The sequence below is a fragment of the Sorangium sp. So ce448 genome (assembly GCF_051520915.1).
Taxonomy (GTDB): Bacteria; Myxococcota_A; Polyangia; order Polyangiales; family Polyangiaceae; genus Sorangium; species Sorangium cellulosum_B.
Window position 1 is genome coordinate 12,985,057 of record NZ_CP150343.1, and the last position, 26,763, is coordinate 13,011,819.

Sequence of the window (26,763 nt, forward strand, 5' to 3'; positions counted from 1 at the left end):
AGCGCCCGTCGGCGTGCCTTGTGCGGGCAGCGGGCTCGTGGTGAGCTGTGCGCCATGCAGGAGGCGCGCGGAGCTCTCGTGATCGACCTCGCCACGGCGCGGGTGATCGATCTGACGCACCCGATCACTCCGGAGATGCCGCTGTTCCCCGGCGACGAGCCCTATGCGTCGGAGGCGCTCGGCACCCTCGAGAAGGACGCGTATTGCTCCAATCGGTTCTCGATGGACGAGCACGCGGGCACCCACGTGGACGCGCCGGCGCACTTCACGGCCGGGGCGGCGACCGTCGAGCAGATCGCGCCGGAGCAGCTCGTCGGGGCGGCGGCGGTCGTGGACGTGACGGCGGCCGTGGCGGCCAGCCCGGACCACCGGGTCACCGTCGATGATCTCCGGGGATGGGAGGCGCGGCACGGAGCGCTCGGCGCGAGGCATATCGTGCTGATCCGGACGGGCTGGGGGGCTCGCTGGTCCGATCCGGCGAGGTACCTGAACCAGGACCCCCAGGGCGTCATGCACTTTCCCGGGGTGTCCGTGGAGGCGAGCCGCTACCTGCGCGAGCGCGGCGTGCGCTGCATCGGTATCGATACGCTGTCGACCGACCCGGGGCAGAGCGAGACATTCGAGCAGCACAGGGTCTTCCTTGGCGCCGGCGGCTACCACATCGAGAACCTCGCCAACCTGGAGCAGCTGCCCGAGGCCGGGGCGGTCGTGGTGGTCGCGCCGCTCCCGCTCGCGCGCGGCAGCGGCGCGCCGGCCCGGGTGCTGGCGCTGGTGCCGGCCTCCGGCGGCCCGGCGAGCTAACGCGGCGCGCATCCCCCGGGCAGGATCGGGCGGCGGCCGTGGCGTTGCGCATCGCAGCGCGGGGCGCAGCGCGCGCCGTCCTGGCCCCGTCGCCCTGCTCCGGCGCCGTGTCGCCTGTTTGCATACCGCCTCCCGCGACGGTCGTACGAGGTGCTGCCCCCCGCGCCGGAACGACCACACGGAGCTTCGCGTCCTGCCCGGGATTCGGTATCCTCTCGACTCCCCCCTCGGGAGGTGACCGGGCGTATGAAGTTCGAGAAAGACGTCCTTCTGGCCGGCAAGTTCCGCCTGGAGCGAGAGCTATCGCACGGCGGGATGGGCTCGATCTGGGTGGCGCAGCACGTACAGCTCGGCACGCTGGTCGCGATCAAGTTCATGCGCGACTCGTTTTCGCGGCTGCCGGTGCTCCGGGCGCGCTTCGAGCGGGAGGCGCGCGCCGCCGCGCAGCTCAAGAGCCCTCATATCGTGCAGGTCCACGATTTCGGCTTCGAGGAGGACGACGAGGTGCCCTACCTCGTCATGGAGCTCCTGCAAGGCGAGGATCTCAGCAAGCGCCTCCAGCGGTGCGGCCGCCTCTCGCTCCCGGAGACGCTGCACATCATCGTCCAGGCCGGGAAGGCGCTCCGCAGCGTGCATGAAGCGGGGTTCGTGCACCGCGACCTCAAGCCCGCCAACTTCTTCCTGGCGCGCATCGACGGCGAGGACGGCGAGATCGTGAAGCTGCTCGACTTCGGGATCGCGAAGGACGTCTCGGCGGTGCTCGCGGCCGATATCTCGGCCACGGGCGAGGTGATGGGCTCGCCCAACTACATGAGCCCGGAGCAGTTCTATGGCGAGCGGGACGTCGACGCGCGCAGCGATCTCTGGTCGCTCGGGGTCATCCTGTTCAAGATGCTCACGGGGCAGCTGCCGTTCCCGGGCGACGCGATCGGGCGCGTGGTCACGAAGGTGCTCCTCGGCACGGTGCCGTCGGCGCGCGCGCTCGCCCCCGATCTGCCGAGCGGCATCGACGCGTTCTTCGAGCGGGCGCTGGCGCGCGATCGGGACAAGCGGTTCCAGAACGTGCGCGACATGGTGAACGAGCTCGCGCGCGTCGCGGGCGCGCCGCCGTTCTTCTCGCTCGTGGGGGACACCTCGCTGGGCGCCGGGTGGTCGTCGCTGGTCTCCGGCGGCGTGTCCGGGCTCGCCGACCCCGGCACGCCGCCGGTGGCGCAGCTGACGACGATGCCCCTCCAGCGGCGCTCGGACCCGAACGATGTCCGCGCCTCGACGCCGAACCCGCACTCGCTGCCGGGCACCTTGACCGGCGCGATCAACCTGTCGGCGCCGCACGCGGCGCGCGGCGCCATCGCGCGGGTCGCGGGGCGCGTCGCCATCGGGGCGACGATCGTCGCCGTGGGGGGCGGCCTGTTCATCGCCACGCTCAAGGGTGCATCGACCGGCGGCGACACGACCGCGATCCAGGCGTCGGCGGCCGCCGTGGCGCCCGCGCTCGGCGCGCCGTCGAGCGGCGCGCCGGCCGGGCCCGCCGCGGTCCCCGCCATCGCGAGCGCTCCCGAGGCGCGCGCCGCGGCGACCCCCGCGGTGGTGCCGGCCCCGCTGCCGCTCGACCCGGGCGCGGCCTCCCAGGCGCCGGCACAGGCATCCGCCGTCCCCTCGGCGGCGGCGGCGCGAAGCGCCGCGCCCGCGCGCCCCGCGTCTCCGGCCACCGCCCGGACCACGTCGACCGCGGCGCCGCGCAAGGCGGCGCCGGCTCCTCGCAAGAAGTCCGGCGGGAGCAGGCCGGACTGGGGGCTCTAGCCGGGTGGCTCCGCGTCCCCAGAGAGCAAGAATGCGCTTCCGAGCGGCGGTGATGGGTACGTTCCTCCTTGTCACGCTCGCCGGCGCGGAGGCGTCCGCGCAGGCGCCGCCCCCGTCGGCGAAGGCGCGACAGGCGGCCGTCACGTACGCCAACCAGGGGTGGACGGCCTACCGAGCACGCCGGTACCGGGACGCGCTCCAGGCCTTCCGCCGAGCGGAGGCCACGGTGCATGCGCCGACCTTCCTGATCATGGTCGCGCGCTCCTGCCACAAGCTCGGCCGCCTGACCGAGGCGCGCTCGGTCTACCAGGTCATCGTCGACGAACAGCTCCCGGCCGACGCCTCGGAGGCGTTCCGGCAGGCGCAGGCCGAGGCGAGGACGGAGCTCGAGGCCGTCTCGTCGCGCATCCCGACCGTGGAGATCATCGTGACGGGCGCGGGCTCGGGGGGCGCGCAGGTGGCGCTCGGCGGGCTGGACGTGCCGACGTCGACGCCCGTCGCGCGCGATCCGGGCAGCCACACGCTCGCCGTGGGGGCGCCTGGACGACGCGGGCTGACGAAGGAGATCGTCCTCAAGGAGGGGATGAGGGCCAGGGTCGAGGTCGATCTCGCGGCCGGTAAGGTGCGGATCGAGAGCGACAGGGCCGGGCGCGGCGCGGGCGGCGAGCCGCTGCCGCTGGGCCCCGGGCAGGGTGCGGCGGACGGCGGCGCTCAGGAGGGCGGCGGGCCGCTCAGCCCTGGGCAGGTGGCGGCCGACGGCAGCGCCCAGGAGGGCGGTGACGGGGCGGATGGACGCCCGGGCCCGCGCAGCACAGCGGTCGTGTTCACGGGGCTCGCCGCGACCGCCGCGGGGACGGGGCTCGGCGTCGCGTTCGTGCTCCTCTCGAACGGGAAGGCGAGCGCGCAGCAGCGCCTCCTGGAGCCGGCCTGCACCGACCCTGCGCGCTGCCCCGGGCTCGACCTGGGCGAGTACAACGACCTGGGGCACGCCAAGGCAGACCTCGCGAACGCGGCGGTCTGGAGCTTCGTGGCCGCCGGCGCGGCGGGGCTCGGCACGGCGGCGTACGTCCTCCTGACAGGACAGCCCGACGCGCGGGACGCGACGGCGACCGGCCTGTCGGTGATCCCCATGCCGGGCGGGCTCGGGCTCAGCAAGCGCTGGTGAGGTTTCCGAAGAGAGGGATCTTCCCGATGGTGCGCATCGTATCTTGGACGTGGATGGGCCGGGCGCTCTCGACGATCGTCCCGCTGGTCGCGCTCACCGGGGGTAGCTGCGTCTTTTACAGCTACGAGGATGTCGTGCCCGGCACGGGCGGCGCAGGCGGAACGAGCGGAACGAGCGGCAGCGCCGGCACCGTGGAGCCTTGTGAAGGAGGTGGCGGCTGCGGCGGGGCGCCCCCGGAGGGCTGCGATGGGCCGGGGAGCCATATCTCGACTTGCCTCATCGATGATGGCTTGCTCGCGCGGTACTTCCTCGACGCGTACGGCACGGATGGCAAGCTCGTCGACTCGGGACCAGCGCCGGGGCTCTCGCTCGACGTGGTGTCGGACGGAGAGAGGCTCAACCTGGAAGGCGAGGCGGGGCGCAGGGGCATCCGCTGGAACAACCTCGGCGGCAACGCGCGCGTGGAGGCCGTGTTTTCTTCGACCGCCACGCCCCCGAGCAAGCTCCTCGTCTCGAAGGCGGCGCTCACGCTCGAGACCGTTGTGAGCGTGACGGACGCGGCGGTCGAGGGCGTGCCGGCTCGCATCCTGTACCTCGGGACCGATACCGGAGAGTTCGGGAAGTACTCGCTGAGCGCCGGCGACCCCGACGGGATGGGCAACCGAGAGCTGCTGTTCCACATCTACGCCGGCTCCCAGACGCTGTTCGTGGGGCAGTGGTTCATTCCCCTCGAGGAGCTGGAGCGGCCGTGCGTCCTGCACCTCGTGCTGAACGCCGCCGAGGGCGTCGTCGATCTCTACGTGAACGGCGGCGCGCGAACGAACGCGATCCCGGATCGGCCGCCCGCCGACTTCGTCTTCACGTGGGCGGAGCCGACCTGGTATCTCGTGCTCGGAAACTCGCGGAAGGCCGGGCGCTCTCTTCGCGGCTCGATCCAGTATGCCGCGCTGTACGGCAAGCCGCTCACCCGCGAGCAGGTGGAGGCCAACGCCGCGACGCTGGCGAAGAGCGACGATGGCCCCGGGATGTGAGCTACTGCGCGCCGCGCCCGCTCCGGGGTCGCGCCGGCGCCCGCGCGCCCTCGCGGCCGGAGAGCGCATAGGTCACCCCGCGCTCCAGCGTCCCCCGCGTCACGATCCCCCCCAGATCGGCCCCCAGCTGCACGAGCGCCTGCGCCACGCTCGGCCGGATCCCGGTGAGCACCACCTCGGCCCCGAGCATCCGCGCGCTCCGCGCCGCCCGGATCAGCGCGTCCGCCACCTCCGGCCCCGCCTGCGGAACCCCTGTCACGTCGAGGAGGGTGATCCGGGCGCGCTGGCGGGAGATCCCGTCCAGCAGCGTCTCGGTGAACTGCGCGCCCCGCTCGCGGGTCAGCTCGCCGACCAAGGGCGCCACCAGCACCCCGTCCGCGATGGGCAACAGCGGCGTTGATATCGCCCGTATCGTCTCCTGCTGCACGAGCAGCATCTTCTCCTGCAGCTGCCGGGTCCTCGCCTCGGCCCGCACCCGCTCGGTGATGTCCACCGCGATCGCCCCGCATCCGGCGACCCTGCCCTCCTCGTCGCGGAGCGCGAACCTTGTGCTCATGTACACGTGCGTCCCGTCGGCCAGCTCCATCTCGTCCTCGGAGGTGATGGGCTCGGACGACGCCATCGCCGCCCGGTCCTGCGTCGCGAACCGGTCGGCGATCTCCGCGGGGAACAGGTCGTGCTGGGTCTTCCCCATCAGCTCCTCGCGGGGCTTTCCGAGGAGCGCCTCGACCGGCGGGTTCAGCAGCGTGTGGCGGCCCTCGCTGTCCCGCGCGAACATGAGCATCGGCGCGTTCTGGATGAAGGCCTCCAGCAGCGCGGCGCCCCGGCGCCTCTGCGCCTCGGACTCCACGCGCGCGGTGACGTCGATGCTCACCACCGCCACGAAGCGGTTCCCGCTCGCGTCCTCGAACGCAACGTAGCTCGGCTCGGTCCAGAGCCGGCGCCGATCCTTGTAAAGCTCGCCCGGCTCGGTGTCGTAGGGGACCGGGGGCAGCGTGACCACCTCCCCGGCGAGCGCCCGGCGGAAGGCCTCGGCGTGGCCCGTCTTCACCGCCTGCGGATCCTCCAGCGCGTTGTACTTGCCGATGATCTGCTCGGGCCTGATGCGCCATCGCGCGCAGTCGGCCCGGTTGATCGCGACGAGGAGCCCGTCGGCGCGGTGGACCACCAGCGGTACGGTCACCGCATCGAAGAGCGCGCGATAAGGCACGCTGTCCGCGAGCTCGCGCTGCGCGTCGCGCGGCGCCGCGCCCGAGCCGAGCCTTCGCTCCAGCTCCTCCACGCGAGCCCGGAGCCGCGCGTTCTCTGCCTTGATTCGCTCGTCGCTCTGCCGATCGATCTCCATCGTTCCCCCTGAGCCCTGCCTGATCTGCGACCTCACGCGCGGCCGCTCGCCGCCGAGGAGAGCGCGTTCAGCCCCCTGAGCCCTGCGCGCCGCTCTCCGCCCGCGGCCGTCCCGGAGTTCTTCTGCGCGGAAATGGTGCACCATCAGGCCGGCCCCGTGAAGTACCGAATCGGCCGGGGCTGGCTCGTTCTCTCGGGCTTTCGCGTCGACAGCGGTACTCCCAGGCACGACCGACTCGCCCTCATCGCAGCCCCGCGCACCAAAGGCCGGGACCTGCCCTTCGTGCTCGCCGCCTCGTACATGGGAGCATCTCGGAGGCGCTATCGACGCGGTGAAAGACACGTTCGATCCGGACGGACGCCGCTTCGTGTTTGCGTGGCTCCTGTTTCCTGAGAATGTCCTGTCGACCAGGGGCAGGTTCCGCGGCTCGGGCTCGCCGCCGGTGGCTAGGGAAGAAAGACGGTGATCACCCGGGTGGTCGACTCCGGGATGCCGGTGAGGTTGTTGACGCAGCTCGGGTAGTACATGCCGTTCGTGTTGAGCTGCTGGCAGTAGGCGGCGCACGACCCGCGGATGCTGAGCATCCCGCACTGCTGGACGGCCCCGCCGCTGGTGAGGTGACCGGCGGCGCAGTCCCGCAAGAGCGACCGTGAATGGCTGCGATTGGCCTCGTCGTAGCACGCGTTCAGGTAAGGAGAGGGGGCAAACAGATTGCCCCAGAAGGCGCCTTCCAGATGCGGGTAGGTCGTGAGCTCGAGGGTACCGGTCTTGTCGATAGCGGAGGGGGTGCCCCGCGAGGAGATCGTCACGGAGACGCCGTACCAGTTCGTCCGTGACGCGAGGCACGCCGAGATCCACTGCTGATCGTTGTGGCCGAGCGGCTTGGTGCTCCAGTCCGGTACGAGGCCGATGATCCCCCAGTACTGCTCGTTGTGCACCGTGCCCGAGCCGTCGGTCCACGAGAAGCTGAACGACTGCGAGGGGAGGAACGCACAGCCGACCACATAGCTGAGGAGCTGGCGCGAGAGATCGCCGGCCGCGCCCGGATCCTGGATCGCGCTCAGGGCCGCCGGGCTCAATGCGTTGGGGTTGAGGGCGTTGGGGTTGAGGGCGTTGGGGTTGAGGGCGTTGGGGTTGAGGGCATTGGGGTTGAGGGCGTTGGGGTTGAGGGCGTTGACGAACTCGAGCGCGCTAAGGGCAACTCCTAAGGAGTCCTCCTCTTCTTCCTGAACTGCGACGCAGCCGACCAAAGACGCGAGCAAAATCGCCATGAAACCAGCGATGCTGATCCGGTACATCGTCGTTCCCCCCCCCGGGTTCGTCCCTTCGTGCCCTCGTCGAAGGTCACATGGGGTGTACCGATGACTAGCCATCATGTCCAGTACTCAACTGGCGATTTGTGTAGAAATCTGAAGTCGTTGGAGTCAGGGGTGCTCTGTCCACGGCGTGCCGGGTGAGCGCGAGTTCGCGTGTCGCGATCGTCTCGCGCCGTCTGAGACCCAGTAGTAAGGAGCGGTGGATGATCGAAATCTCACATTGCATGAAGGCGCGACAGAAGGGCAGCGAGCGGCCTGTGTGTCGTTGCGATGTGCGGTGTGGCGACAGGAGCGTGCGCGGGGCCGGGCGCGATGGCGCGAGGCACGCCGCTGACGAGCGCGCCGCCGAGCGCCCCGGCAGGCGCAGTCAGGGGGTCTCGTGCGCGGGGGCCGAGCGGGCGGTGGTCGAGCTGCTCGGGTCTGCGAACCGGCTTACCCGGGGTCGATCTCGCCGTCGCCGCGCGGGCCCTGCGCCGGAAGCGGCGAGGTCGGTTCCGGGGAAGGCTGCGCGCCCTGCGCCGGCTGCGCGGCGATCGGGTAAGGCTGCGCACCCTGCACCGGCGCCGCGCCGCTCGGATAAGCGTGCATCGGGCCCGCCTGGAAGGGTGGACGGAAGCTGGCTGTCGTGCGCCGCTGCCGCCGGAGGATCGCGCGAAGGGCGTAGTAGAGCGCCGCGAAGAACGCCGCCAGGAGCAGCAACGTGGGGCCGATCGAGGCGGCGAGGACCGCGGTTTTCACGGCGACGACCCCCGCGTTCTCGATTCCCTCGCTGGCCGCGCGGGCGATCTTGCCGCCGGCGCCCAAGGTCTGCTCCTCGCCGCGCGCCGTGATCGACATCTTCACGGTCGCATAGGCGATCTGCCCCTCCAGCAACCGCTCCTGGGCCTCGATCTGCTCGATCGTCTCACGCACGCTCCCGAGCTGCTTCTCGACGGCGACGACGTCCGCGAGGCTCCCCGTCCTGTCGGAGAGCAGGTCGAGCAGCCGCTTCTCCTGGGCGCGGGCGTTCCGCAGCCGCGCGCCGATGTCCGCGCGCTGCTCGGTCACGTCCTCGGCCTTCTCCGCGTCGTCGACCACCTCGCCGACCGACGCCACCGCGGCGCGGAACGCGCCGACCTTCGCCGAGGGGACCCGCGCCTCGAGCGACGCGCTCCGGTGCGGGCCGCCGTGCACCCGGGCCTCGCTCACGTAGCCGCCGTGCTCCTCGACCGCGGTCCGCAGCCGCTGCATCGCCGGATCGAAGGCGTCGACGAGGATCGCGGTCTCGACGGTGATCCGCATCGCCCGCCCGGCGAGCGGCGCCGCGGGGGATGGTCCCTGCGCTCGCTGCCCTTGCTCTCGCTGATCCAGCGCCGCGATCTGCGCCGGCGGGGCCGATCCGGAATGGTCCCCTCTGGCGCAGGCGCTCGTCAGCGTCACCGCCAGGAGCAGCACGGCAGGCAGCCTCATGCAGGAGCGCATGCGGTGACCATAGCGGTTCGAGCGAACGCCCGCGACCGGCGCCCGCCTCGAAGGAGGTGCTGCTCGCCATCGTGGCCGCCGCGGAGGGAGCCGCCGCGGCGTTCGGGATCAACTGCGCGCTGCAAGAAGAGGAGCTCGTGTAGCGGGGCCGCGCGCCCTCGCCTGCGCTGACCGGACAGGCGCTCAGTCGCCCCGACCGCCCGGCCCGCGCCCGCGGCCAGGCCCCGGCCCGAACGGCGGCGGGCCCGGGCGCCGCCGCCGCTCGGCCTCGAGCTCCTCGTAGCGGGTGAGCTGCTCGGGCGTGAGCACGCCCTTCACGCGCGCGTCGGTGCGATCGCGGAGGGCGTCGAGCGCGGGGCGGCACTCGGAGAGGAGCCTGTCCCGCTCGGCCTCGGCCTCGGCGAGCGTCGCCTTGAGCTCGCGCACCTGGCGGTCGGTGAGGTCGAGGTGGCGGCGCATCGCCTTGAGTCGGAACTGGGCGCGCGCCTCGGTCGGAGGGCCCCGGAAGGTGGCCTCGAGGTCGCGCAGCGCGGTGACGCGGCCGATGGCCGCGCCGGCGACGCCGCCGAAGAGGAAGACAGCGGCGAGCACGGCCAGCGGCTTCCAGCGGGCGAGGGCGGGCGGGGACGCGGGGCGCTCTGTCATTCGGTCGCCTCGAGGGCCTCCACGGAGGCCATGATCGCGCTGTCGACGTCGCGCTGCGTCTGCAGGAAGAAGAGGATGCTCGCGGCCGCCGTGAGGGCGGTCACGACGAGGGCAGGGCGACCCGAGCGGACGATGCCGTCGGCGATCGCGGGCCGCGCGGGCAGGGGCAGGCGAGGAGCGGCCGTCGCGGCGCGGACCATGGCCTCGGTGAAGCCGGCGTCCGGCTCGAGGCCGTCGGTCGCGGCCGCGAGGCGCGCGAGCGGATCGCTGGCCGCTGCGGCGCGCAGCACGGCCGCCGTGAAGCGGTCGTCGGCGTCGATGCGAGCGGTCGCGGCCGCGAGGCGCGCGAGGTCCCGATCGGGTCCGGTCCGGTCGTCGTCTCGGTCAGACATGCGGCGCCTCCTCCTCGATCTGCCGGGCGCGGAGCGCGGCGCGGGCGCGCACCAGGCGTTGCTCGACGGCGCCCTCGGAGCAGCCGAGCGCCGCCGCGGCCTCCTTCGCGGGCAGGCCCTCGACGGCGACGAGGACGAGCGCGGCGCGATCCTGGGGCGGGAGCGCGGCGAGCAGCGCGTCGAGCTCGCGCAGCGCGACGCGCGCCTCGGCGGAGACGAGGCCGTCGAAGCGCGGCTCGGTCGACGCCTCGCGCGGGGTGTCGCGGCGGCGCCGGAGGGCGTCGAGGCAGGCGTTCGTCACGATGCGGTACAGCCAGGTCTCCACCTTCGATCTCCCGTCGTAGCGCCCCTCGCGCAGGGCGCGGTAGGCGTCGACGAACGCCTCCTGCAGGGCGTCCTCGGCCTCGGCGAGGTCGCCGACCAGGCGCGCGGCCAGGCGGTACATCGGCGCGCGCGTGTGCTCGACGATCTGCCGGAAGGCCGCATCATCGCCCCTGGCGACGCGCGCTGCGACGAGCCTGAGGTCGACGATCACGTTCCCCCGCGATTCTGCGCCCATGGCACCGCGCGCGCTACAGGGACGGGCGCTCAGCGGCGCCCGGGGCCACGCATGCCGGGCCCGGGGCCGTGCTCACCGCCGGGCCCGCCGGGCCCGGGGCCGCGCATGCCGGGCCCGGGGCCGTGCTCGCCGCCGTGCCTGCCAGGGCCGGGGCCGCGCTCGCCGCGCTCGGGCCTGCCCGCGGCCGGCCCCTTCTCGATGCGCTCGGCGAGCGCATTGCGCTGCGCCTCGTCGAGGATCGGGACGATCGCGGCCAGCGCGCCGAGCATCCGGTCCATGTGCGCCCGCGGGCCCATCTTCTCGCCCGCCGGCGGCTGCGGCAGGAACGCGTTCGCGTCGAAGCGATCCGCGGCGAACGTCTCGAGCCGCGCGCGCATCTCGGCGCGCCTCGCCGCGTGATCTTCCTTCCGCCCGACCCGGTCGGCGTCGCCCGGGCGCGCGGCCTCGAGGGCCTTGTCGATCTGCGCGCGCTGCTCGTCGCGCAGGTCGAGGCCGGCGAGGAGGTGGCCCAGCGGACCGCCGCGCATGCCGGGGCCGCCCATGCCGCCGCGCTCGCCGCGCGGTCCGCGGTGGTGCTCGCCGCCGTGCTCGCCGCCGCGCGGGCCGCGCTCTCCTCGCTCGTCCATCTTCGCGGCGATCACGTCGACGAGCTGCCGGCGCTGCTCCTTCGTGAGCGTGGCGTGCAGGGTGCTCAGCGCCCCGGCGACGCGGGCGCGGCGCTCCTCGGCCGCGCGGCCGGCGTCGGGGAGCTTCGCCTCGATCGCCGCCCGATCGATCTTGCCGGCGCGCACGCCCTCGGCGAGCGCCGCGAAGGCGGCCCCGTCCTTCGGGCGCTCCTTCGCGCCGTCGCGCAGCCCCTCGAGGGCGCCCTCGATCGTCGCTTCCTGCGCGTCGGAGAGGTCGAGCTCGTGGAGCGCCGCGCGCAGGAGGTGCTCGGGGCCGCGCGGGCCGCCGCGATGGCCACCGAAGCCCTCCCGGGGACCGCCCGCCCCGGGCGGGCCCTTGGCGAGCGCCGCCTCGGCGGCCTCGTCGCTCGGGGACGTGTTGCCCTGCCCCGTCTCCGCCGTGCAACCGGCCGCGCCGACGAGCGCGCCGACGAGCGGCAATATCCCACCAAGCCTCCACCAACGAGACTGCGTCATGGACTCTTCTCCTGCGTCGCCCGCGTCGTGCCGAGCGGGTCGTTCATCCCTGTGACGCGGGCGGGGAGGGGGGCCCTACGAGGGCGAGCTACTTTTTCTGGAGGCCTGGTCGTCCGGCAAGCTCCCCAGGCAGCCGGGAGAGGCCAACCCGGGCTGGATCGGGCCCGGTGTTACCGCACGCTGGCGATCAGGTGGGTGCGCATCCCCTGTGGTGTGGCGACCTCGGCCTCGTCGCCCTCCGACAGGCCCAGCAGGGACGCGCCGAGGGGGCTCGTCGTGGCGAGGGTCTGCAGCTCGACCCCCTGGAACTGGATGCGCTCGCCGCCGGCGGCCGGCAGGAGGAAGTAGAGCGCGCGCCGCTTCCCGCTCTCCAGCTCCACGAGCGCCGAGCTCTCGATGCCCGCGCCAGGGCCGAAGTCGCGCACCGTGACGGCGCCCAGCCTGGCGAGCGCCTGCTCGATCTGGAGGACGCGCTCGCTGTGACCTCGCGCCACGTAGGACGCCTCGGTGGCGCGCATGTCCTTGTCGCCCTCGGCGCGGTTCTCCTCGTGGGTCACGGCGCTCGCGGCGTCGCGCGCCCGCTCGGTGGAGCGCTCGAGCTCACGGGCGAGCTGGTCCTTCAGGGCGGCGAGCAACGTGCGCTTGTCGATGGCCGGTGGCATGGACACGCACATCTTACCAGACGGGATCGCGGCGGTCACTCCACGGTCGTCAGGCGCCGCGCGGCGCTGAGGACAGCCGAGGGGCCGGCCGTCCTCGGCGCCGCCCGGCGCGCGTCCGTCTCCGCCGGTGCAGATGCAGATGACGAGGAGACGGGAGGCGGCCCGGCTCCTCCGGAAAGGCCGCGCGCCGCGCGCCCGCCCGCCGGTGAGCGGCGCCGAGCGCACACCTGCGCTGATTGCAACTCTGTAATGGATGCCCCTCGCACGGAGTCGCAGATCATGCCGCCTTTTCGCGTCGAGATCTCCCCGCTCCTTGCAGATGTGCAATCCATGCGGTCTCGCGCGGCGGACTGCCGACGCGCTTATCCTTCGTGTGAATCGAATGTTTCAAGACGGTGACTTGGAAGCAAGAAGACGCGAAGACGCGCGAAGAGGCGCGAACACCCGCGATGAAGCGCGATGACGCCCTGCGACGGCGAGCAGGAGAACCGCTCAGGAATCGTTCAGGAATCTCTTTGCCGGGGTAGGGTGAGTGGTGTAGATTCCTAATCTGCTGCGCCGCTGCTCCAGGCTGGAACGTATCGACACGAGAGCACGGGTGTCGTGCGGCGCCACCGCACAGCCTGGAGCGCGCCGGCCGAGCGCGCGCGACATGACGCGAGGCGTCCTGCCGCCGCTCGCCCGGGCTGCGTCCAGATCACTGCACGAGCACACAAGAGGAGAATCGTGAGCCTGTATGCCCAGGAGCGGCTGCGCGTGCTCGTCGTCGACGACGAGCGGAGGATGCTGGACAGCATCGCGGCCATCCTCGACGACGACGTCGATGTCGAGACCTGCACGTCCGCCCACCGGGCGCTCGAGCTGCTGCAGACAGGCCAGTTCCACGTGGTCTGCTCGGATTACAAGATGCCCGGGATGAACGGAGACGAGCTCCTCAAGCGGGTCGCCGGCCTGCCGTTCTACACGAGCTGCCTGCTGATCACCGGCGACGAGGAGTACATCCGCTCCGGCGAGGCGGGCCGCCACTACGTCATCCTCAAGCCGTTCGAGCCCGCCCGGGTCACCCGGATCGTCCTGGAGCTCGCGCGCCTCGCCCACGCGCGGCGGTCCGCGGACGCCTCCTCGGCGCGCGAGGCCGCCGCGCCCGCCTCGAAGACGAGGAGGGCCGCGCCGTCGCTCAGGCCGCGGGAGGCCCAGGACGCGCCGGCGTCCTCGCAGCGCGAGCGGGTGAGCTCGTACCCGCCCCCGTCCTCCCGCGCGGCGTCGAGCTACCTGGACACGGTGCGGGTCGGAGACGCCGGGCTCCCGGCCCGGACCCTCAAGTGATCACCCGCCGCGGTGAACGCGGCACCCGAGGAGGCCATCCCCCACGATGACGAGCCGAGATCCGCTCGGCGCGGTGGAGCAGACCGCGACGGCCGAGGAGATCGTGGCCACGCTGCGCCACGACCTGCGCAATTGCTTCGGGACGATCCGCAATGCGGCGTTCTTCATCCGGCGCAAGGTCGGCCGGGAGCAGGCCTTTCGGGACGATCCGCGCGTGGAGCAGTTCCTCGACGTCATCGACGAGGAGGCGATCGCGGCGAGCGCGCTGGTCGACGGCGCCGTCGACGCGAACCCGAGCCTCAGGCGGCGGCCGGTGAGCGCGAGCGCCCGAGAGTGCGTCCTCACGGCGGCGGCCTGCGCGCGCATCGCCGGGCCGGGGATCCGCGTCGACGTCGACGCGGCGGAGGGCGTCGTCGAGCTCGATCCGGCCGAGCTCGCCCTGGCGGTCCGGTGCCTCGTCGAGAACGCGGCGGAGTCGATGCCCGGGGGCGGGGTGGTCACGCTGCGCGGGAGCGTGGCGGGCGCGCGCTACCGCATCGAGGTCGGCGACACGGGGACGGGCGTGCCCGAGGAGGAGCGGGAGGCGATCACGCGCCCGTTCTACACAACCAAGCCGGGCCGCCTCGGCCTCGGGCTCAACATCGCCGGGCGCGTGGCGCGCCGCTATTTCGGGGCGCTCACCCTCGGCCGCGGCGCGCCCTCGGGCACGCTGGCCTGCATCGAGCTGCCCCTCGCTCTGGCGCCCGAGCCGCCCGGCGCGGGCGCGCTCGTCGAAGGGCGGCCGTGACGGCGCGCGCGGCCGAGGCGCCGCGATGAGCATCCGGGCCCTCCTCTCGCTGATCTTCGCTGTCGCCGCGGCCGTCGTGCTGCTCGCGACCGGCGCGCTCTATGTCACGTCCGCCAGCATGACGCGGCTCCAGCGGCGCGCCGAGCTGTCGTACGAGGATCTCACCCGCCACGTCACGCTCGCCAACCACGCCGGCCGCTACATGCGGGAAGCCGCGGAGATCTCGCTCGGCGGCGGCGACACCGAGGAGCTCCACCACCTGGCCGGGCTCGTCGCGCGGGACCTGTCCGCGGCGGAGGCGATCGAGCGGGCGCGGGAGCCGATCGAGCGGGCGCGGGCGCCGCTCGAGCGGGCGTGGGCGCCGCTCGAGCGGGCGCTGATCGAGGGCGAGCGCGCCTCCGAGGCGCTGCGCGAGGCGCAGGAGGGCGACGAGCGCCTGCGCCGGATGCGCGCGAGCTTCGCGGCGATCGCCGGGGGCGTCGACCACGTGTACCGCATGGCGAGCGCCGGGGATCTGGCGGCCTACCGGAGGTTCGTGGAGCGCCCCGAGGCCGAGTACGAGGAGGGGTTCGTGCCCCAGATCGACGCGGCCATCGCCGACGCGCGGCGCGACGTCGCGCGGAACGCGGAGGAGGCGGGCCGCGCGGGCGCCAGGATCAGGATCGCGAGCATCGCCCTGATGACGGCGGCGCTCGTGCTCCTCGTCGTCCTCCTCGGCGGGCTCCTGCGCTCGATGGCGCGCGGGTTCGGCGCGCTCGCGGAGTGCTCGCGGCGCATCGCCGGAGGCGACCTCGAGTACCCGCTGCCCGACCTGGGGAAGCACGAGTTCGGGCGCATGGGCGCGGCGCTCCGCCACATGGCCGAGAGCCTGCGCGAGGCCCAGGCGTCGAGCGTGCGCGTCGAGCGGCTCGCGGCGATAGGGCAGCTCGCGGCGAGCGTCGGGCACGAGCTCCGCAACCCGCTCGGCGCCATCCGGAACGCGACGCACTACCTCAAGAAGCGCCTCGCCGGGACCGAGGTCGGCGCGGAGCCGCGCGTCGCCCAGGTCCTCGGCCTGATGGAGAAGGAGCTGCTCTCGTGCAACCGGATCATCGGCGATCTCCTGGACTTCGCGCGTGAGCGCAGGCTCCGCCGCACCGCCTGCCCGCTCGCGCCCCTGGTGGACGACGCCATGTCGGTCGTCACGCCGCCCGCGCACGTGCGCCTGGAGAACCTCGTGCCGGCGGCGCTGCCGGTGCCGAGCCTCGACAAGGACCAGTTCCGGCAGGTGCTCGTGAACCTGATCCAGAACGCGGCCGAGGCGATCCCGGCCGAACGCGAGGGGTGGGTGCGCGTGGTTGGACGTGTGTGTGACCAGGCCGTGAGCCTCGTTGTGGCCGACAACGGGGAGGGGATCGAGGAGGAGCACCTCGCGAAGATCTTCGAGCCGCTCTTCAGCACGAAGCTGAAGGGGACGGGCCTCGGGCTGGCCATCACGGCCGGTATCGTCCGTCTGCACGGCGGCACGATCGCGGTGGAGAGCGCGCCCGGCGCGGGGACGACGTTCACCATCCGGTTACCGCGCGCCGCGGCGCCGGAGGTACACTCCGTTCAACTCGCGTGACAGCGGAGGGAGACGTCCTTCGATGCAAGGGACCGGACCGGTGCTCGTGGTGGACGACGAGGAGGGGATGCGCGCCACGCTCGCCGCGAACCTCGAGCTCGAGGGGTACGAGGTCGTCGAGGCGCGGGACGGGGCGCACGCGCTCGAGCTCGTGAGGCGACGGCGCTTCGCGCTCGTGCTGAGCGACGTGAGGATGCCCGGCCTCGACGGCGTCGCGACGTTCCGGGAGATCAAGCGGCTCCAGCCGGAGCTCACGGTGGTGCTGATGACGGGCTTCGCGCGCGAGCAGCTCATCGAGCAGGGCATCGGGGAGGGCGTCTACGCGGTCATCTACAAGCCCTTCTCGATGGAGCACCTCATGCGGATCATCGCGCGGGCCCTCTCGTCGCGCGGGGTGCTCGTGGTGGACGATCTCCCCGCGGTCGCGGAGTCGATCGTGGCGGGGCTCAAGGCGGCCGGGCTGCGCGCGGAGGCCGCGTACGACGGGCACACGGCCATCCAGCGCGCGCGGGACGCGGCGGTCGACGTCTGCGTGCTCGACCTCCGGATGCCCTCCCTGGACGGCGTGAGGACCCACGAGCAGATCCGGCGGCTGAGCCGCGGGATCACGGTGATCGCGATGACCGGCCACGCGACGCCGGAGATGATCCATGCGTTCACGAGCCAGGGCGGGTACGCCTGCCTCCACAAACCGTTCGAGGTGCGCGAGCTGATGCACACGATCGCGCGCGCCCGGAGCGATCCGGGGACGTGCTGAGGGCCGCGGGACATGGCGCCGGGCAGCGGCGTGCGCTGCGCCCTGCCTGGCCGCGACCGCGCCGGTCGCGCGGGCGGAGGAGGGCGGCGTGAGCGTGACCGTGCTCCTCGTCGACGACGACGCGTCGTCCCGGTTCGTGCTCGCGACGCTCCTGGAGGACGAGGGCTTCCAGGTGGAGGAGGCCGGCTCGTTCGCCGAGGCCGGGCGGAAGATCGCGGCGGAGGGCGCGCGGTACGACCTCGCGCTGCTCGATCAGAACCTCGGCGATGGCCACGGCACCGATCTCGTGGCGGTGCTGCGGGCGCGCCTGCCGCGCGCGAAGGCGGTGCTGATCAGCGGCAGCGGCGACGACGCCCTCGGCGACGGGCCCCCGCCGGACGCGGTGCTCTCGAAGGGGATCGGCTTTCCGGATCTGCTCGATCGGATCCGGCAGCTGCTCGGCTGACGCGCGTAGGCGCCGCGCGGGCCCGCCGCGGCGGCCCTCAGACCCGGCGCAGCCGCTCCGCCGCGCGCTCGAGCGTCTCGTCCCGCTTGGCGAAGCAGAACCGCAGGACGGGCCCGGGCTCCACGCCGGACAGGAACGGGGAGATCGGGATCGCGGCGACGCTGTGCTCGCGTATCAGGCGCAGCGCGAAATCGGCGTCTCGCTCCGTCGTGATCTCGGAATAGTCAACGAGCTGGAAATACGTGCCCTCGCACGGCAGGGGGCGCAGCCGCGAGCCCTCGATGAGCTTCAGGAACCGGTCGCGCTTGGCCTGGTAGAAGGGGGCGAGATCGGCGGCGAGCGGATCGCGCGCCACGACCTCGGCATACGCGTGCTGGATGGCGCCGTTCACCGCGAACGTCACGAACTGGTGCACCCGCTGGATCTCGGCCGAGAGCGCCTGCGGCGCCGCGCAATAGCCCACCTTCCAGCCGGTCGTGTGGTACGTCTTGCCGAAGGAGCTGATGACGACGGAGCGATCCGAGAGCTCCGGATACCGCGCGAGGCTCTCGTGCCGGCGGCCGTCGAAGAGGATGTGCTCATACACCTCGTCGCCGACGACGAGGGCGTCGGTCCCTTCCAGCACCCGCGCGAGCTCGCGCATGTCGTTGGCCGAAAGCACCGTTCCGGTCGGGTTGTGCGGCGAGTTGATGAGCAGGAGCCGCGTGCGCGGGGTGATCGCGCGCCGCACCTCGTCCCAGTCGACGCGGTAGTCCGGAAAGCGGAGCGTGACGAACACGGGCGTTCCGCCGTTCAGCAGCACGGCCGGCGCGTACGAGTCATAGCAGGGCTGGAACAGGATGACCTCGTCCCCGGGGCGGACGAAGGCCGTGATCGTGCTGAAGATGCCCTCGGTGGCGCCCGAGGTGATCGTGATCTCGGTCGCCGGATCGTGGCGGCGGCCATAGAGCCGCTCGATCTTCATCGCGAGCGCCTCGCGCAGGGCCAGCGCGCCAGGCATGGGGGCATACTGGTTGTGGCCGGCGCGCATGTGGCGGGCGACGGCCTCCACCAGCTCCGGCGCGCAGTCGAAATCCGGGAAGCCCTGCGACAGGTTGATGGCGCCGTGCTCGTTCGCGAGCCGCGTCATCACCGTGAAGATGCTGACCCCGGTCGACGGCAGCTTCGATGGGATCGCGGGCGTGGTCATGGCAGGTCCTATATCACCCCTTCAGCCCGGCCGTGCTTCCCGGCGGCGCGCCGCGGAGCGCGAGGGCCGTGACCGCCGCCACTGAAACCAGCCTGGCTCGAGGCCGGCGCTCCGCCTGAGGCCGGGCACCGGCTTCGCGCCGGCGAGCCGCGCCCGTGATAGCGTGCCTCCGCCGGCGCGGGGGGCGGCGCTCCGTTCCTCTGCGCGCGGCGGAGAGAGAGGGGGACACCGTGCGTCTGAAGGACAAGATCGCGCTCATCACCGGGGCGAGCAGGGGAATCGGGAGGGCCAGCGCGCTCGCGCTGAGCCGGGAGGGGGCCGTCGTGGTCGGCGTGGCGCGCAACGCGGCCGATCTGGCGGCGCTCGAGCGGGAGATCCGCGAGGCGGGCGGCCGCGGGCTGATGATCGAGGCCGACGTCACCCGCGCCGCGTCCGTCGCCGCGTGCGTGGAGCGGGCGGTCCGCGAGCTCGGGCGGGTCGACATCCTCGTCAACAACGCGGGCATCGGCGGATACCGGCCCTTCCTCGAGTGGTCGGAGGACGACTACGACCGCATCATGGCGACGAACGTGAAGGGGACATGGCTGTTCTGCCGCGAGGTGATCCCCCACATGCGCCGCCAGGGCGGCGGCCACATCATCAACGTCGCCAGCGTCGCCGGCCTGCAGGGCTATCCGAGCGAGGCCATCTACTGCGCCTCAAAGTTCGCGCAGATGGGCCTGACGCAGGCGCTCGATCGCGAGTTCTGGCAGGAAAACATCAAGGTGAGCGCCGTCTGTCCGGGCGGCGTCGAGACGCACTTCGCCCTCGGCGACGGGCGCACCGCCGGCTCGGACCGCATGCAGGGCTTCTCCACGCCGGAGGACGTGGCCGAGGCCGTCGTGCTCGCCGCGCTGCCGCGGGACCGTTCGCGCATCGTGCAGATCGTCATGCGGCCGATGAACGAAGCCACGTAGAGCGCGGGCTCGCCTCGCGCGCCGCGGCGCGCGCTCAGACCGCGGCGCGCGGCCTCGCCAGCGTCTCCCATGCGGCCATCGCGCAATCGACGATCGCCCGGAGCGCCTCGCGCGAGGCGCCGTCGCGGGCCTGGAGGGAGAGGCCCTGGAGCACGGTGGTGTAGAAGGCGGCGAGCGCCGCCGTGTCAGTGCCCGTCGGCAGGTCGCCCTCGGCGACGCCGCGATCCAGCCGGCGCCGGAGCGCGTCGAGCGCCGCCCGCCGGCACCCGGCGAGGTAGGCGCGCACGCGCTCGTTCTCCGGCGTGCCGAGCGTCGCGGCGAGCACGATCATGCAGCCGCTCGGCTTGCCCGGCGTCACGTACCCCTCCACGTTGCCGCGCAGCATCGCCTCGACCGCCCCGCGCGCCGTCGGCTCGTCGCTCATGGCCCGGTTCGTCGCCGCGCCCTCGACCTCGCTGTAGAGCGCCACGGCCTCGCGAAACAGCGCCTCCTTGCAGCCGAACGCGGCGTAGAGGCTCGGCGAGTTGATGCCCATCGCGGCCGTGAGATCGCTGAGCGAGGTGCCCTCGTAGCCCCGCTCCCAGAACACCTCCATCGCCCGCCGCAAGGCGGCGCCCCGATCGAAGCTGCGAGGGCGACCTCGTCCGACCATCAGCGAGACCTTTCTGTGTTTCTGTGACGATCGATAAAAAAACCGATTGACCACCGGTCACGGGACAACGTATATATTCTGTGTCGATCTGTACAGAAAAGAGGACCACATGGCGGAGTTTGCAGGCAAGGTGGCGCTGGTGACCGGGGGCAGCCGTGGTATTGGCGCGGCGATCGTCAAGCGGCTGGCGCGGGGCGGGGCGGATGTGGCGCTGACGTACGTGAGCGCGGCGGACAAGGGGCGCTCGGTGATCGCCGACGTCGAGGCGGCGGGTCGGCGGGGGATGGCGATCGCGGCGGACACAGCGGATCCGGTTGCGATCGTGGCCGCGGTCGAGCGGACGGTGGCCGAGTTCGGCAGGCTGGACATCCTCGTCAACAACGCCGGTGTCGCCATCATGGCGCCGCTCGAGGCCGTGACGCTCGCGGACCTGGACAAGACGCTGGGGATCCATGTGCGGGGCGTCTTCCTCGCCTCGCAGGCCGCGGCGCGGCACATGGGCGCTGGCGGGCGCATCGTCAGCATCGGCAGCTGCCTCGCCGACCGGGTGCCGGGGCCGGGAATCACGCTGTACTCCATGAGCAAGACCGCGCTGGTCGGCCTCACGAAGGGCCTCGCCCGCGATCTCGGGCCGCGCGGCATCACCGCCAACCTCATCCAGCCTGGCCCGATCGACACGGACATGAACCCGGCCAACGGCGCCGGAGCGGATGGGCAGCGGAGCATGCTCGCGCTCGGTCACTACGGCAACACCGACGACATCGCCGCCACGGTCGCTCATCTAGCCGGCGAAGGCGGGCGCTTCATCACCGGAGCGACGATCACCATCGACGGCGGGTTCTCGGCCTGAGGGGGGCCGCGCGGCCCGCGCTGGGCGCCGGCCGCGCGGCCATCTTCGACTCCCGAGCGTAGCCCGCCATGGCGCCGCCACCCCCCCGATGTGAATGACTCACGCGGGTATCCCGTAATCTCGGTCTTCTCTTCGCTGGCACGCGATCTGCCGTGGGTGCCATGCATGGGAGACGCGGACATCACCTTGCGCCACCTCGCCCGCAGGCGCCCCGGGGACCTGGCGCGCGCCTTCGTCCCGGAGGGCCATCGCACCGAGGTCGTCGGCTGGGTGGACAGCCAGGTCACGAACATCGAGCGCCGCCTCGACAAGGCGCTGCGCCTGCAGGTCGACGGCGAACCGCGGGTGCTGCACGTCGAGTTCTGCTTCGCGCTCCGTGACGACATACCGGATCGCGTCCTCGAATACCTCGGCTTCCTCTTCGCCGCCCTCCGCCTCGAAGCCCCCGGTGAGCCTGTGCCGCCGATCGAGAGCGTCGTTGTTGTCCTCTCGGGCAGAAAGCGACGCTTACGTGCAACGGGCCGGCGCTGCACGGCGTGGCCGGGGCGGCCGTTCAGCGGGACGCACTTCAGGATCGATGCCGTCTACCAGCGCACGGTCGCGGAGCTCCGGGCGCGCGGCAGCGTGCTCTGGCTGGTGTTCGCCCCGCTGGCGCGGGACGCGACCGCGGCGGCGCTGCGGGAGGTCGTCGCGGAGATCCACGCGGGGGCTAAGGCCGCGGCGGAGCGGGCCGAGCTGTACACGGCGCTCCTGGTGATGGCCGCCATCGATCCCTGGGGGCATAATCTGCGGAAGGAGCTCATCGATATGGTGGAGGACAAGGAAGAGGGGCTGCTCCGGCGCACGCCGATCATCGGAGAGATGATCATCGAGGCCGAGCGACGAGGCGAGCTGCGGGGCGAGCTGCGAGGCGAGCTTCGTGGCGAAGAACGAGCACAGGAGGCGATCGCAGAGCTGCTGGGCCGCCTCTTCGCGCGGCGGATCGGGCGACGGCCGACGGCTGACGAAGCGCGTTCGATCCTCGAGCGAGCCCGCGCGAACGGCCCGGGGGAGGTCACGGATGCCTTGCTCGATCTCGAAGGCGAGGCGCTGGTTCGCTGGCTCGCGGAGCCGATTCGCCACTCGTGAGCTCCCGCGAGAGGCGTGGAGATCGGGCGCGTGGCCGTCGAACGTCGCCCCGCTCTGGACGACGCGTATCAGGCCGGCCGCGCCGCCCTCAGAGCGACTCCAGGTAAGCGACCAAGGCGCGCCTATCCCCGGCCGACAGGTGGGCCGTGTGGCCCATGGAGCCGTCCACCCCCTCGACCAGCGCGAGCAGCGTCGGGTAGCGGCCGTCGTGGTAGTACGGCGCGGACCGGCCGACGAAGCGCAGCGAGGGCGTCTCGAAGGAACGCTCCGTCTCGAAGCGCGTAGCGCTCCGCACGTCGTGCCGCGCGCCGTCGGTGGTCAGCTCGTCGCCGACATGGCAGCTCGAGCAGCCCGCCTCGCGGGCGTGGAAGACCTCGTCGCCGCGCGCGGCGAGCGCCTCACGGGCGCCGGCCGCCGCGGCTGCCGTCTCTGCGGCTGCCGCTTCTGCGGCGCCGGCCGGCGCCGCCACGAGCGCGGCGCGCTCCTCGGCCGTGAGGACCGCCGCCTCGGCCGGCGGCTCCATGCCGCGGAGGTACGCGAAGATGGCGTCGCGCTCCTTCGCGCTCAGGCCGGTGCCCGCGAGCCGGGACATGGTGCGGGCGAAGTGGCTCTCCAGGTCCTTCTTGCCGCCCTCCCAGCCGTACGGCGCGGTGCCGTCGAGCCGCCCCATGAGCATCGGCGTCTGGCGCGGGCCCTCCGGCGTCGACCAGGTGAGCGCGTCGTCCCGGCCGTCGGGGTGGCAGCTGGCGCAGGCGCGGCCGTCGAACGCGACGCGACGGCCGCCGGCCGCGTGGAAGAGCCGCTGGCCCTCCGCGCGCTGCTCGTCGAGGCGCGACGCGCGGGGCAGGGCGATGACCGGCAGCTCGCCCGCGAGCTCCTTGCCGTTGGCGCCGATCGCGGTCGGCCCCGGGTCGCGCGCGGCGGGAAGGATCGTCAGCGCGCCGTCGAACCGGGAGAAGACCACGGCGCGCCGGCGCGCGCCGTCGACCGCGATGGCGGTGGGCCCGGCGCCCACGCGGGCGCGGAAGAGCTCGCGATCCCGCGCCGATCCGGTCCGCGGCAGCTTGCCGGGGATCTGGGCGCGGGCGTCGTAGGCGATCACCTCGTCGCGGCCGAGGCACGCGACGAGCAGGACCTCGTCCCCGGGCTCGATCGCTGCAGCGCGCGGTAGCCGGCAGCCGCGGAGCCCGAGGTGGGTCGAGACCGGCGGGACGTCCGCGCGTTCGCCCATCGCGTCGACGACCGCGATGTGCTCGATCACGGTGTGGACGAGCGCGCTGCCATAACCGCCGCCACCCGTCGCGGGCCCCGGATCGACGAGCGCGACGGGCGCGAAGACCGCGCCGCTCGCCGCGCGCGCCAGCGCGAAGCCCTGGGAGCCGCGGCGATCCACGCTCACCGTCGGGCGGCGCATCTGGAACGGCGTCCCGTCTTCCAGATCGAAGGACACTTTCCGCGATGGCCCGCTCGAGCTGCGGGGGAAAGGCTTGGCGAGCTTCGACGTCGATCTCGGGGCGCGCCGCTCCACCCCGTCGGTCGACAGCTCCCGCGCGCCGGTCGGCGCGCCGCCTTCGCCGAGCGTCACGACGCTGATCCGGCCGCCGACCGCGTGGGAGACGAACGCGCGCCGGCCGTCGTTCGACGCGACGACCGCGCTGGGATCGCGGGCGAGCGGGAGCTCGCCGGTGCGCCGGAGGTCGGTGGTCGCGAGGCTGGTGAGCGCGTGGCCCCAGCGGCTCGCGACGAGCAGCGTGGCGCGGTCCGGCGTCATCGCGAGGCCCACCGGCTCGCTCGCCACGGGCACCAGACACCTTCGCTCGAGCGGGGCGGCAGGGCCCACCGGCTCCAGCACCTCGAGCAGGGCGCGGTCGCGCAGCGAGGCCACGACGCGGCCGTCGCCCAGCACGATCACCTGGGCGGGCCGGCCCGCGAGCGGCGTGCGCGCGAGCGCGGCGCGGGCGTCGACGTCGACGGTGTGGAGGGCGGCGTCGTCCTCGTCGGCGACGAAGGCGAGGGTGCGCCCGCCGAGCTCCGCGAGGGCGACGCCGGAGCCGGCGTGGGTCGCGTCGAGGGGCGCCGGCGCGGGGCCCGCCGCACGCCGGGCGCAGAGGGGCGGCGGCGGCGCCTCCGCCGCGGCAGGTGGGCTGGGCGGCGGCGCCGGGGCCGGGTCGCGCGGGGAGGGGGTGCAGGCGAGGGCGAGGAGGGCGAGGGCGGTCGGAGCGGCGGCTCTCATGCGTGGACCATCGGCCCAGCGGGCGAGAGTGTGACAGGGGCGTCGCCGCGGGGTCGTCGCTCGCATGGCCTGGCCTGGCCGGGCTGGCGTGCCGGAGGATGAGCCTGCCTGCTCTCGCGAAGGGTCTACACTGGATTCATGCCCCTCAGCGACGACATCCCCGAGTGGAAGGCGCTGCGAGACACCTTGAGCGATCTGGTTGCCCGCGCCGGCGCCGCCGCAGCGGCCGTGATCGATGAATCGAACAACATCTGGTGTGCCTGGCCGGTCGCGCCCACGGTGCTCCCGCTCGCCGCGCGCTTTGCCGAGCGGGAGATGGCCGGTCGGTCGGGTCCACCCTTGCGGCGGGGCGGCCGGCTCCGCGTGGCTCGCCCCGCCGCTCCCCCCGAGGACTCGTACCTCGCCGAGTCGTTCGGAGGGATTTACGTGCTGGTGCTGTGGTTCGAGGGGCCGTTCGACGCTGATTTCCAGCGCGCGCGTTTGCGGCGCGAGCTCCCCCGGATCGAGGCGCTGACGGTCGCGCTGCCGCCTCCGGATGGGCCGGAGGCCGGCGAGGGCGCTGCGAGGATGCGCGTTCGATAGAGCGGGTAGCTGCCACCTGGAGGCCTGCCGCCTGAATGGCTCCCTCGGACCCCGGCTCAATCCGCGTGATAGATGACGGGTTCCCAGTCAGGAGGCGAGTCGTTCAGGTCGTTGTCTCCGCAGCGGTAGCCCACGTCGAGCGATCCATCCACCCTATGCCAGCACATCCGCTGGACCTGCTGGCAGCGACATCACTAGATCGAGCTGCCCGTTGATGCAACTTGGTTGCATCAGCGCCGTGCCCCATGGCATCATGGTTCGCGAGGCTTCGTCGCGGCATGGTGGCTCATGTCGCGGCGCCTACCACGGGAGGCCAGACAAGACGTGATGACGACAACGACCGCTGAGGAACACGAGGATTTCGCATCGCCGCGCGCGGCGCCAGCCAGCTCGACGCGCGTCGTGACGGAGCTCGTCGACATGGCCGAGCTCGCGGCGCCCGAGGTGAGCGTCTGCGTGCTGCGGCGGGGCGTCGACCCCGACGTGGACGGCTTCGTGCGCGAATGGCTGCTGCCTCGGTCGCTCGCCGAGACGCTGAGCGTCGATCCGGTCGCGCCCGACCTCGCGGCGCTGGCTGCTGGAGCACCCCCCTCGCCCGGTCGTGAAGCCTTCCTCGAGGACGTGCGCGGGCTGATATCGCTCTTCGCGGATCTCACGGGCTGCCCGCGGGTCGGCCTCCGGCTCGCGCGGCTCGCGAAGCCCATGTGCCCTCGTCTGCACGCGGACATGGTGACCGTCCGCCTGGTGACCACCTACGTCGGGCCTGGGACGGAGTGGGCAGAGCACGCGGCCATCCGGCGCGACCGGCTCGGACACCGCGCCAACGGTGTCCCCGACGAGGTCTCGGGGGTGCTGCGCGCCGGCGCGCGCCTCCGCCGGATGGAGCCGTTCGACGTCGGGCTGCTCAAGGGAGAGGCGTGGCCGGGCAACCAGGACCGCGGCGCGGTGCACCGGTCGCCGCCCGGAACGTCGCCGCGTGTCGTCGTGACGCTCGACGCCCTGGCCTGACTCTGCGGCGCTACGCCGTCAGCTGTACGTCGCCGTGATGGTCGCAGTGCCCGCCGTGCGGGTGGTAGTCGACGTGGTCACCGTGACGTATCGCCTGGTGTCCGCACGCCTGGCCGTGATCGTGCGCATGCTGGGATGCTTGACGGCGCGGGTCGGACGCCAGCTATGCTACCGCTCCACGATGCGTGGGAGCCGCACGACGGGGCCGGCTCGGGGCTCGAGGCGATCCACGCGTCGGACCCGCGTCGACGCTGAATGGTTCCCGGATCGGAGGAGCAAGCATGTCAGATGCTCTAGGAGAGCTCGTCAAGCCCGTCATCGTCGGCCGTTCCAGCTCGCACTTCACGCGTGTCACGCGGATCTTCGCCGTGGAGATGGGGGTCGACCATTCGCTCGAGGTCGTGCGGGACCTCATGTCGTCCAACCCGGCGGACTACGGGGGCAACCCCGCGCTCAAGATGCCGGCTCTCCGGACATCCCGCGGCGTGTGGTTCGGCGCGCTCAACATCTGCCGCGAGCTGTCGCGGCAGTCGAAGCGCGCGGTGCGCACGGTATGGCCGGAGGACCTCGACCAACCCCTCCTCGCGAACGCCCAGGAGCTCGTCGTTCATGCGATGGCGACGGAGGTCGCGCTGATCATGGCCGGCGCAGCCGGGGCCGGCGACGGCAGCGCGCACGAGGCCAAGCAGCGAAAGAGCCTCATGAACACCATGTCATGGCTGGAGGACAACGCGGGTCACGCGCTCGCCGCGCTCCCGTCGGACCGGGATCTGAGCTATCTCGAGGTCGCGCTGTTCTGCCTCGTCACCCATCTGGAGTTCCGGCGCGTCCTGCCGACCGAGCCCTATCCGGCGCTGAACGGCTTCTGTCGAGAGTTCGCGGCGCGGGCATCCGCCATCGAGACCACCTACCGGTTCGACCCCTGAGC

Annotated in this window: 26 protein-coding genes; 15 read left to right on the forward strand and 11 right to left on the reverse strand. The window is 72.8% G+C overall.

The genetic code is table 11. The features are described 5' to 3' along the window. The first annotated feature begins 54 nt into the window (after window positions 1-54). The 4 genes from WMF45_RS48750 to WMF45_RS48765 all read left to right on the forward strand — a co-directional run bounded on the left by WMF45_RS48750 (window position 55) and on the right by WMF45_RS48765 (window position 4,797). On the forward strand, window positions 55-801 hold the full coding sequence (locus WMF45_RS48750) for a cyclase family protein (RefSeq protein WP_437714002.1): 747 nt from the start codon (window positions 55-57) through the stop codon (window positions 799-801). 246 nt (window positions 802-1,047) lie between these two features. Then, on the forward strand, window positions 1,048-2,601 hold the full coding sequence (locus tag WMF45_RS48755) for a serine/threonine-protein kinase (protein WP_437714004.1): 1,554 nt from the start codon (window positions 1,048-1,050) through the stop codon (window positions 2,599-2,601). A 31-nt stretch (window positions 2,602-2,632) separates the two neighbouring features. Continuing rightward, window positions 2,633-3,766 (forward strand): tetratricopeptide repeat protein, encoded by a 1,134-nt coding sequence (locus WMF45_RS48760; RefSeq protein ID WP_437714006.1) that lies wholly within the window; start codon window positions 2,633-2,635, stop codon window positions 3,764-3,766. Window positions 3,767-3,792: 26 nt separating this feature from the next. After that, on the forward strand, window positions 3,793-4,797 hold the full coding sequence (locus WMF45_RS48765; protein ID WP_437714008.1) for a hypothetical protein: 1,005 nt from the start codon (window positions 3,793-3,795) through the stop codon (window positions 4,795-4,797). Window position 4,798: 1 nt separating this feature from the next. Here WMF45_RS48765 and WMF45_RS48770 read toward each other — a convergent pair whose 3' ends face one another. From WMF45_RS48770 to WMF45_RS48805, 8 genes are all read right to left on the reverse strand, one after another. Beyond that, on the reverse strand, window positions 4,799-6,142 hold the full coding sequence (locus tag WMF45_RS48770) for a PAS domain-containing protein (RefSeq protein WP_437714009.1): 1,344 nt from the start codon (window positions 6,140-6,142) through the stop codon (window positions 4,799-4,801). Window positions 6,143-6,588: 446 nt separating this feature from the next. Beyond that, a complete protein-coding gene (locus WMF45_RS48775; RefSeq protein ID WP_437714011.1) occupies window positions 6,589-7,440 on the reverse strand; it encodes a hypothetical protein in 852 nt (283 codons plus the stop codon). 450 nt (window positions 7,441-7,890) lie between these two features. Next, on the reverse strand, window positions 7,891-8,919 hold the full coding sequence (locus WMF45_RS48780; RefSeq protein ID WP_437714013.1) for a DUF4349 domain-containing protein: 1,029 nt from the start codon (window positions 8,917-8,919) through the stop codon (window positions 7,891-7,893). A 183-nt stretch (window positions 8,920-9,102) separates the two neighbouring features. Further along, window positions 9,103-9,564: a hypothetical protein gene (locus tag WMF45_RS48785; RefSeq protein ID WP_437714015.1), complete on the reverse strand. Its 462-nt coding sequence runs from the start codon at window positions 9,562-9,564 to the stop codon at window positions 9,103-9,105. Continuing rightward, complete coding sequence (locus tag WMF45_RS48790; RefSeq protein WP_437714017.1) at window positions 9,561-9,956, reverse strand: hypothetical protein; 396 nt, start codon at window positions 9,954-9,956, stop codon at window positions 9,561-9,563. The genes WMF45_RS48785 and WMF45_RS48790 overlap by 4 nt, the downstream gene beginning before the upstream one ends. Then, the gene (locus WMF45_RS48795; RefSeq protein WP_437714019.1) at window positions 9,949-10,515 is read right to left on the reverse strand and encodes an RNA polymerase sigma factor; all 567 of its coding nucleotides are present in this window, start codon (window positions 10,513-10,515) and stop codon (window positions 9,949-9,951) included. Before WMF45_RS48795 ends, WMF45_RS48790 begins: the two co-directional genes overlap by 8 nt. Window positions 10,516-10,544: 29 nt before the next feature. Then, window positions 10,545-11,657, reverse strand: a complete 1,113-nt coding sequence (locus WMF45_RS48800) for a Spy/CpxP family protein refolding chaperone (RefSeq protein ID WP_437714021.1) — start codon at window positions 11,655-11,657, stop codon at window positions 10,545-10,547. 170 nt (window positions 11,658-11,827) lie between these two features. Beyond that, window positions 11,828-12,319: a GreA/GreB family elongation factor gene (locus tag WMF45_RS48805; protein ID WP_437714022.1), complete on the reverse strand. Its 492-nt coding sequence runs from the start codon at window positions 12,317-12,319 to the stop codon at window positions 11,828-11,830. 726 nt (window positions 12,320-13,045) lie between these two features. Here WMF45_RS48805 and WMF45_RS48810 point away from each other — a divergent pair. The 5 genes from WMF45_RS48810 (at window position 13,046) to WMF45_RS48830 (ending at window position 17,237) form a co-directional block, all read left to right on the forward strand. Next, window positions 13,046-13,645 carry a response regulator transcription factor gene (locus WMF45_RS48810; RefSeq protein WP_437714024.1) on the forward strand — a complete coding sequence of 200 codons (600 nt, stop codon included), beginning with the start codon at window positions 13,046-13,048 and terminating at the stop codon, window positions 13,643-13,645. A gap of 46 nt (window positions 13,646-13,691) precedes the next feature. Beyond that, window positions 13,692-14,432 (forward strand): sensor histidine kinase, encoded by a 741-nt coding sequence (locus WMF45_RS48815; protein WP_437714026.1) that lies wholly within the window; start codon window positions 13,692-13,694, stop codon window positions 14,430-14,432. A gap of 25 nt (window positions 14,433-14,457) precedes the next feature. Next, a complete protein-coding gene (locus WMF45_RS48820) occupies window positions 14,458-16,035 on the forward strand; it encodes a sensor histidine kinase (protein WP_437714028.1) in 1,578 nt (525 codons plus the stop codon). A gap of 22 nt (window positions 16,036-16,057) precedes the next feature. Next, a complete protein-coding gene (locus WMF45_RS48825; protein WP_437714029.1) occupies window positions 16,058-16,792 on the forward strand; it encodes a response regulator in 735 nt (244 codons plus the stop codon). Between the two features lie 88 nt (window positions 16,793-16,880). After that, a complete protein-coding gene (locus WMF45_RS48830; RefSeq protein WP_437714031.1) occupies window positions 16,881-17,237 on the forward strand; it encodes a response regulator in 357 nt (118 codons plus the stop codon). A gap of 37 nt (window positions 17,238-17,274) precedes the next feature. Here WMF45_RS48830 and WMF45_RS48835 read toward each other — a convergent pair whose 3' ends face one another. Further along, window positions 17,275-18,426, reverse strand: a complete 1,152-nt coding sequence (locus WMF45_RS48835) for a methionine aminotransferase (protein ID WP_437714033.1) — start codon at window positions 18,424-18,426, stop codon at window positions 17,275-17,277. 230 nt (window positions 18,427-18,656) lie between these two features. On the opposite strand from WMF45_RS48835, the gene WMF45_RS48840 reads away from it, so the two are divergent. Beyond that, window positions 18,657-19,382: an SDR family oxidoreductase gene (locus WMF45_RS48840; RefSeq protein WP_437714035.1), complete on the forward strand. Its 726-nt coding sequence runs from the start codon at window positions 18,657-18,659 to the stop codon at window positions 19,380-19,382. Window positions 19,383-19,416: 34 nt separating this feature from the next. On the opposite strand, the gene WMF45_RS48845 is transcribed toward WMF45_RS48840, so the two are convergent. Continuing rightward, complete coding sequence (locus tag WMF45_RS48845; RefSeq protein ID WP_437714037.1) at window positions 19,417-20,034, reverse strand: TetR/AcrR family transcriptional regulator; 618 nt, start codon at window positions 20,032-20,034, stop codon at window positions 19,417-19,419. 109 nt (window positions 20,035-20,143) lie between these two features. On the opposite strand from WMF45_RS48845, the gene WMF45_RS48850 reads away from it, so the two are divergent. Together WMF45_RS48850 and WMF45_RS48855 are read left to right on the forward strand one after the other, a co-directional pair. Beyond that, window positions 20,144-20,884 (forward strand): SDR family NAD(P)-dependent oxidoreductase, encoded by a 741-nt coding sequence (locus WMF45_RS48850; protein ID WP_437719663.1) that lies wholly within the window; start codon window positions 20,144-20,146, stop codon window positions 20,882-20,884. 165 nt (window positions 20,885-21,049) lie between these two features. Beyond that, a complete protein-coding gene (locus tag WMF45_RS48855; RefSeq protein WP_437714039.1) occupies window positions 21,050-22,012 on the forward strand; it encodes a hypothetical protein in 963 nt (320 codons plus the stop codon). A gap of 88 nt (window positions 22,013-22,100) precedes the next feature. On the opposite strand, the gene WMF45_RS48860 is transcribed toward WMF45_RS48855, so the two are convergent. Continuing rightward, on the reverse strand, window positions 22,101-24,245 hold the full coding sequence (locus WMF45_RS48860; protein WP_437714041.1) for a cytochrome C peroxidase: 2,145 nt from the start codon (window positions 24,243-24,245) through the stop codon (window positions 22,101-22,103). A 138-nt stretch (window positions 24,246-24,383) separates the two neighbouring features. Between WMF45_RS48860 and WMF45_RS48865 the strand changes: the two genes are divergently transcribed. The 3 genes from WMF45_RS48865 (at window position 24,384) to WMF45_RS48875 (ending at window position 26,761) form a co-directional block, all read left to right on the forward strand. Beyond that, window positions 24,384-24,827 carry a hypothetical protein gene (locus WMF45_RS48865; protein WP_437714043.1) on the forward strand — a complete coding sequence of 148 codons (444 nt, stop codon included), beginning with the start codon at window positions 24,384-24,386 and terminating at the stop codon, window positions 24,825-24,827. A 402-nt stretch (window positions 24,828-25,229) separates the two neighbouring features. After that, entirely contained in the window at window positions 25,230-25,835 is a 606-nt protein-coding gene (locus WMF45_RS48870; RefSeq protein WP_437714044.1) for a DUF1826 domain-containing protein, read from the forward strand. Between the two features lie 281 nt (window positions 25,836-26,116). Next, window positions 26,117-26,761, forward strand: a complete 645-nt coding sequence (locus tag WMF45_RS48875) for a glutathione S-transferase N-terminal domain-containing protein (RefSeq protein WP_437714046.1) — start codon at window positions 26,117-26,119, stop codon at window positions 26,759-26,761. The last annotated feature ends 2 nt before the right edge of the window (window positions 26,762-26,763 follow it).

Bases quoted from the DNA above. Each gene is read 5' to 3' on its own strand.
- WMF45_RS48750 (WP_437714002.1), top strand. From the start codon at position 55: ATGCAGGAGGCGCGCGGAGCTCTCGTGATCGACCTCGCCACGGCGCGG.
- WMF45_RS48755 (WP_437714004.1), top strand. From the start codon at position 1,048: ATGAAGTTCGAGAAAGACGTCCTTCTGGCCGGCAAGTTCCGCCTGGAG.
- WMF45_RS48760 (WP_437714006.1), top strand. From the start codon at position 2,633: ATGCGCTTCCGAGCGGCGGTGATGGGTACGTTCCTCCTTGTCACGCTC.
- WMF45_RS48765 (WP_437714008.1), top strand. From the start codon at position 3,793: ATGGTGCGCATCGTATCTTGGACGTGGATGGGCCGGGCGCTCTCGACG.
- WMF45_RS48770 (WP_437714009.1), bottom strand. From the start codon at position 6,142: ATGGAGATCGATCGGCAGAGCGACGAGCGAATCAAGGCAGAGAACGCG.
- WMF45_RS48775 (WP_437714011.1), bottom strand. From the start codon at position 7,440: ATGTACCGGATCAGCATCGCTGGTTTCATGGCGATTTTGCTCGCGTCT.
- WMF45_RS48780 (WP_437714013.1), bottom strand. From the start codon at position 8,919: ATGCGCTCCTGCATGAGGCTGCCTGCCGTGCTGCTCCTGGCGGTGACG.
- WMF45_RS48785 (WP_437714015.1), bottom strand. From the start codon at position 9,564: ATGACAGAGCGCCCCGCGTCCCCGCCCGCCCTCGCCCGCTGGAAGCCG.
- WMF45_RS48790 (WP_437714017.1), bottom strand. From the start codon at position 9,956: ATGTCTGACCGAGACGACGACCGGACCGGACCCGATCGGGACCTCGCG.
- WMF45_RS48795 (WP_437714019.1), bottom strand. From the start codon at position 10,515: ATGGGCGCAGAATCGCGGGGGAACGTGATCGTCGACCTCAGGCTCGTC.
- WMF45_RS48800 (WP_437714021.1), bottom strand. From the start codon at position 11,657: ATGACGCAGTCTCGTTGGTGGAGGCTTGGTGGGATATTGCCGCTCGTC.
- WMF45_RS48805 (WP_437714022.1), bottom strand. From the start codon at position 12,319: ATGCCACCGGCCATCGACAAGCGCACGTTGCTCGCCGCCCTGAAGGAC.
- WMF45_RS48815 (WP_437714026.1), top strand. From the start codon at position 13,692: ATGACGAGCCGAGATCCGCTCGGCGCGGTGGAGCAGACCGCGACGGCC.
- WMF45_RS48820 (WP_437714028.1), top strand. From the start codon at position 14,458: ATGAGCATCCGGGCCCTCCTCTCGCTGATCTTCGCTGTCGCCGCGGCC.
- WMF45_RS48825 (WP_437714029.1), top strand. From the start codon at position 16,058: ATGCAAGGGACCGGACCGGTGCTCGTGGTGGACGACGAGGAGGGGATG.
- WMF45_RS48835 (WP_437714033.1), bottom strand. From the start codon at position 18,426: ATGACCACGCCCGCGATCCCATCGAAGCTGCCGTCGACCGGGGTCAGC.
- WMF45_RS48845 (WP_437714037.1), bottom strand. From the start codon at position 20,034: ATGGTCGGACGAGGTCGCCCTCGCAGCTTCGATCGGGGCGCCGCCTTG.
- WMF45_RS48850 (WP_437719663.1), top strand. From the start codon at position 20,144: ATGGCGGAGTTTGCAGGCAAGGTGGCGCTGGTGACCGGGGGCAGCCGT.
- WMF45_RS48855 (WP_437714039.1), top strand. From the start codon at position 21,050: ATGGGAGACGCGGACATCACCTTGCGCCACCTCGCCCGCAGGCGCCCC.
- WMF45_RS48860 (WP_437714041.1), bottom strand. From the start codon at position 24,245: ATGAGAGCCGCCGCTCCGACCGCCCTCGCCCTCCTCGCCCTCGCCTGC.
- WMF45_RS48865 (WP_437714043.1), top strand. From the start codon at position 24,384: ATGCCCCTCAGCGACGACATCCCCGAGTGGAAGGCGCTGCGAGACACC.
- WMF45_RS48875 (WP_437714046.1), top strand. From the start codon at position 26,117: ATGTCAGATGCTCTAGGAGAGCTCGTCAAGCCCGTCATCGTCGGCCGT.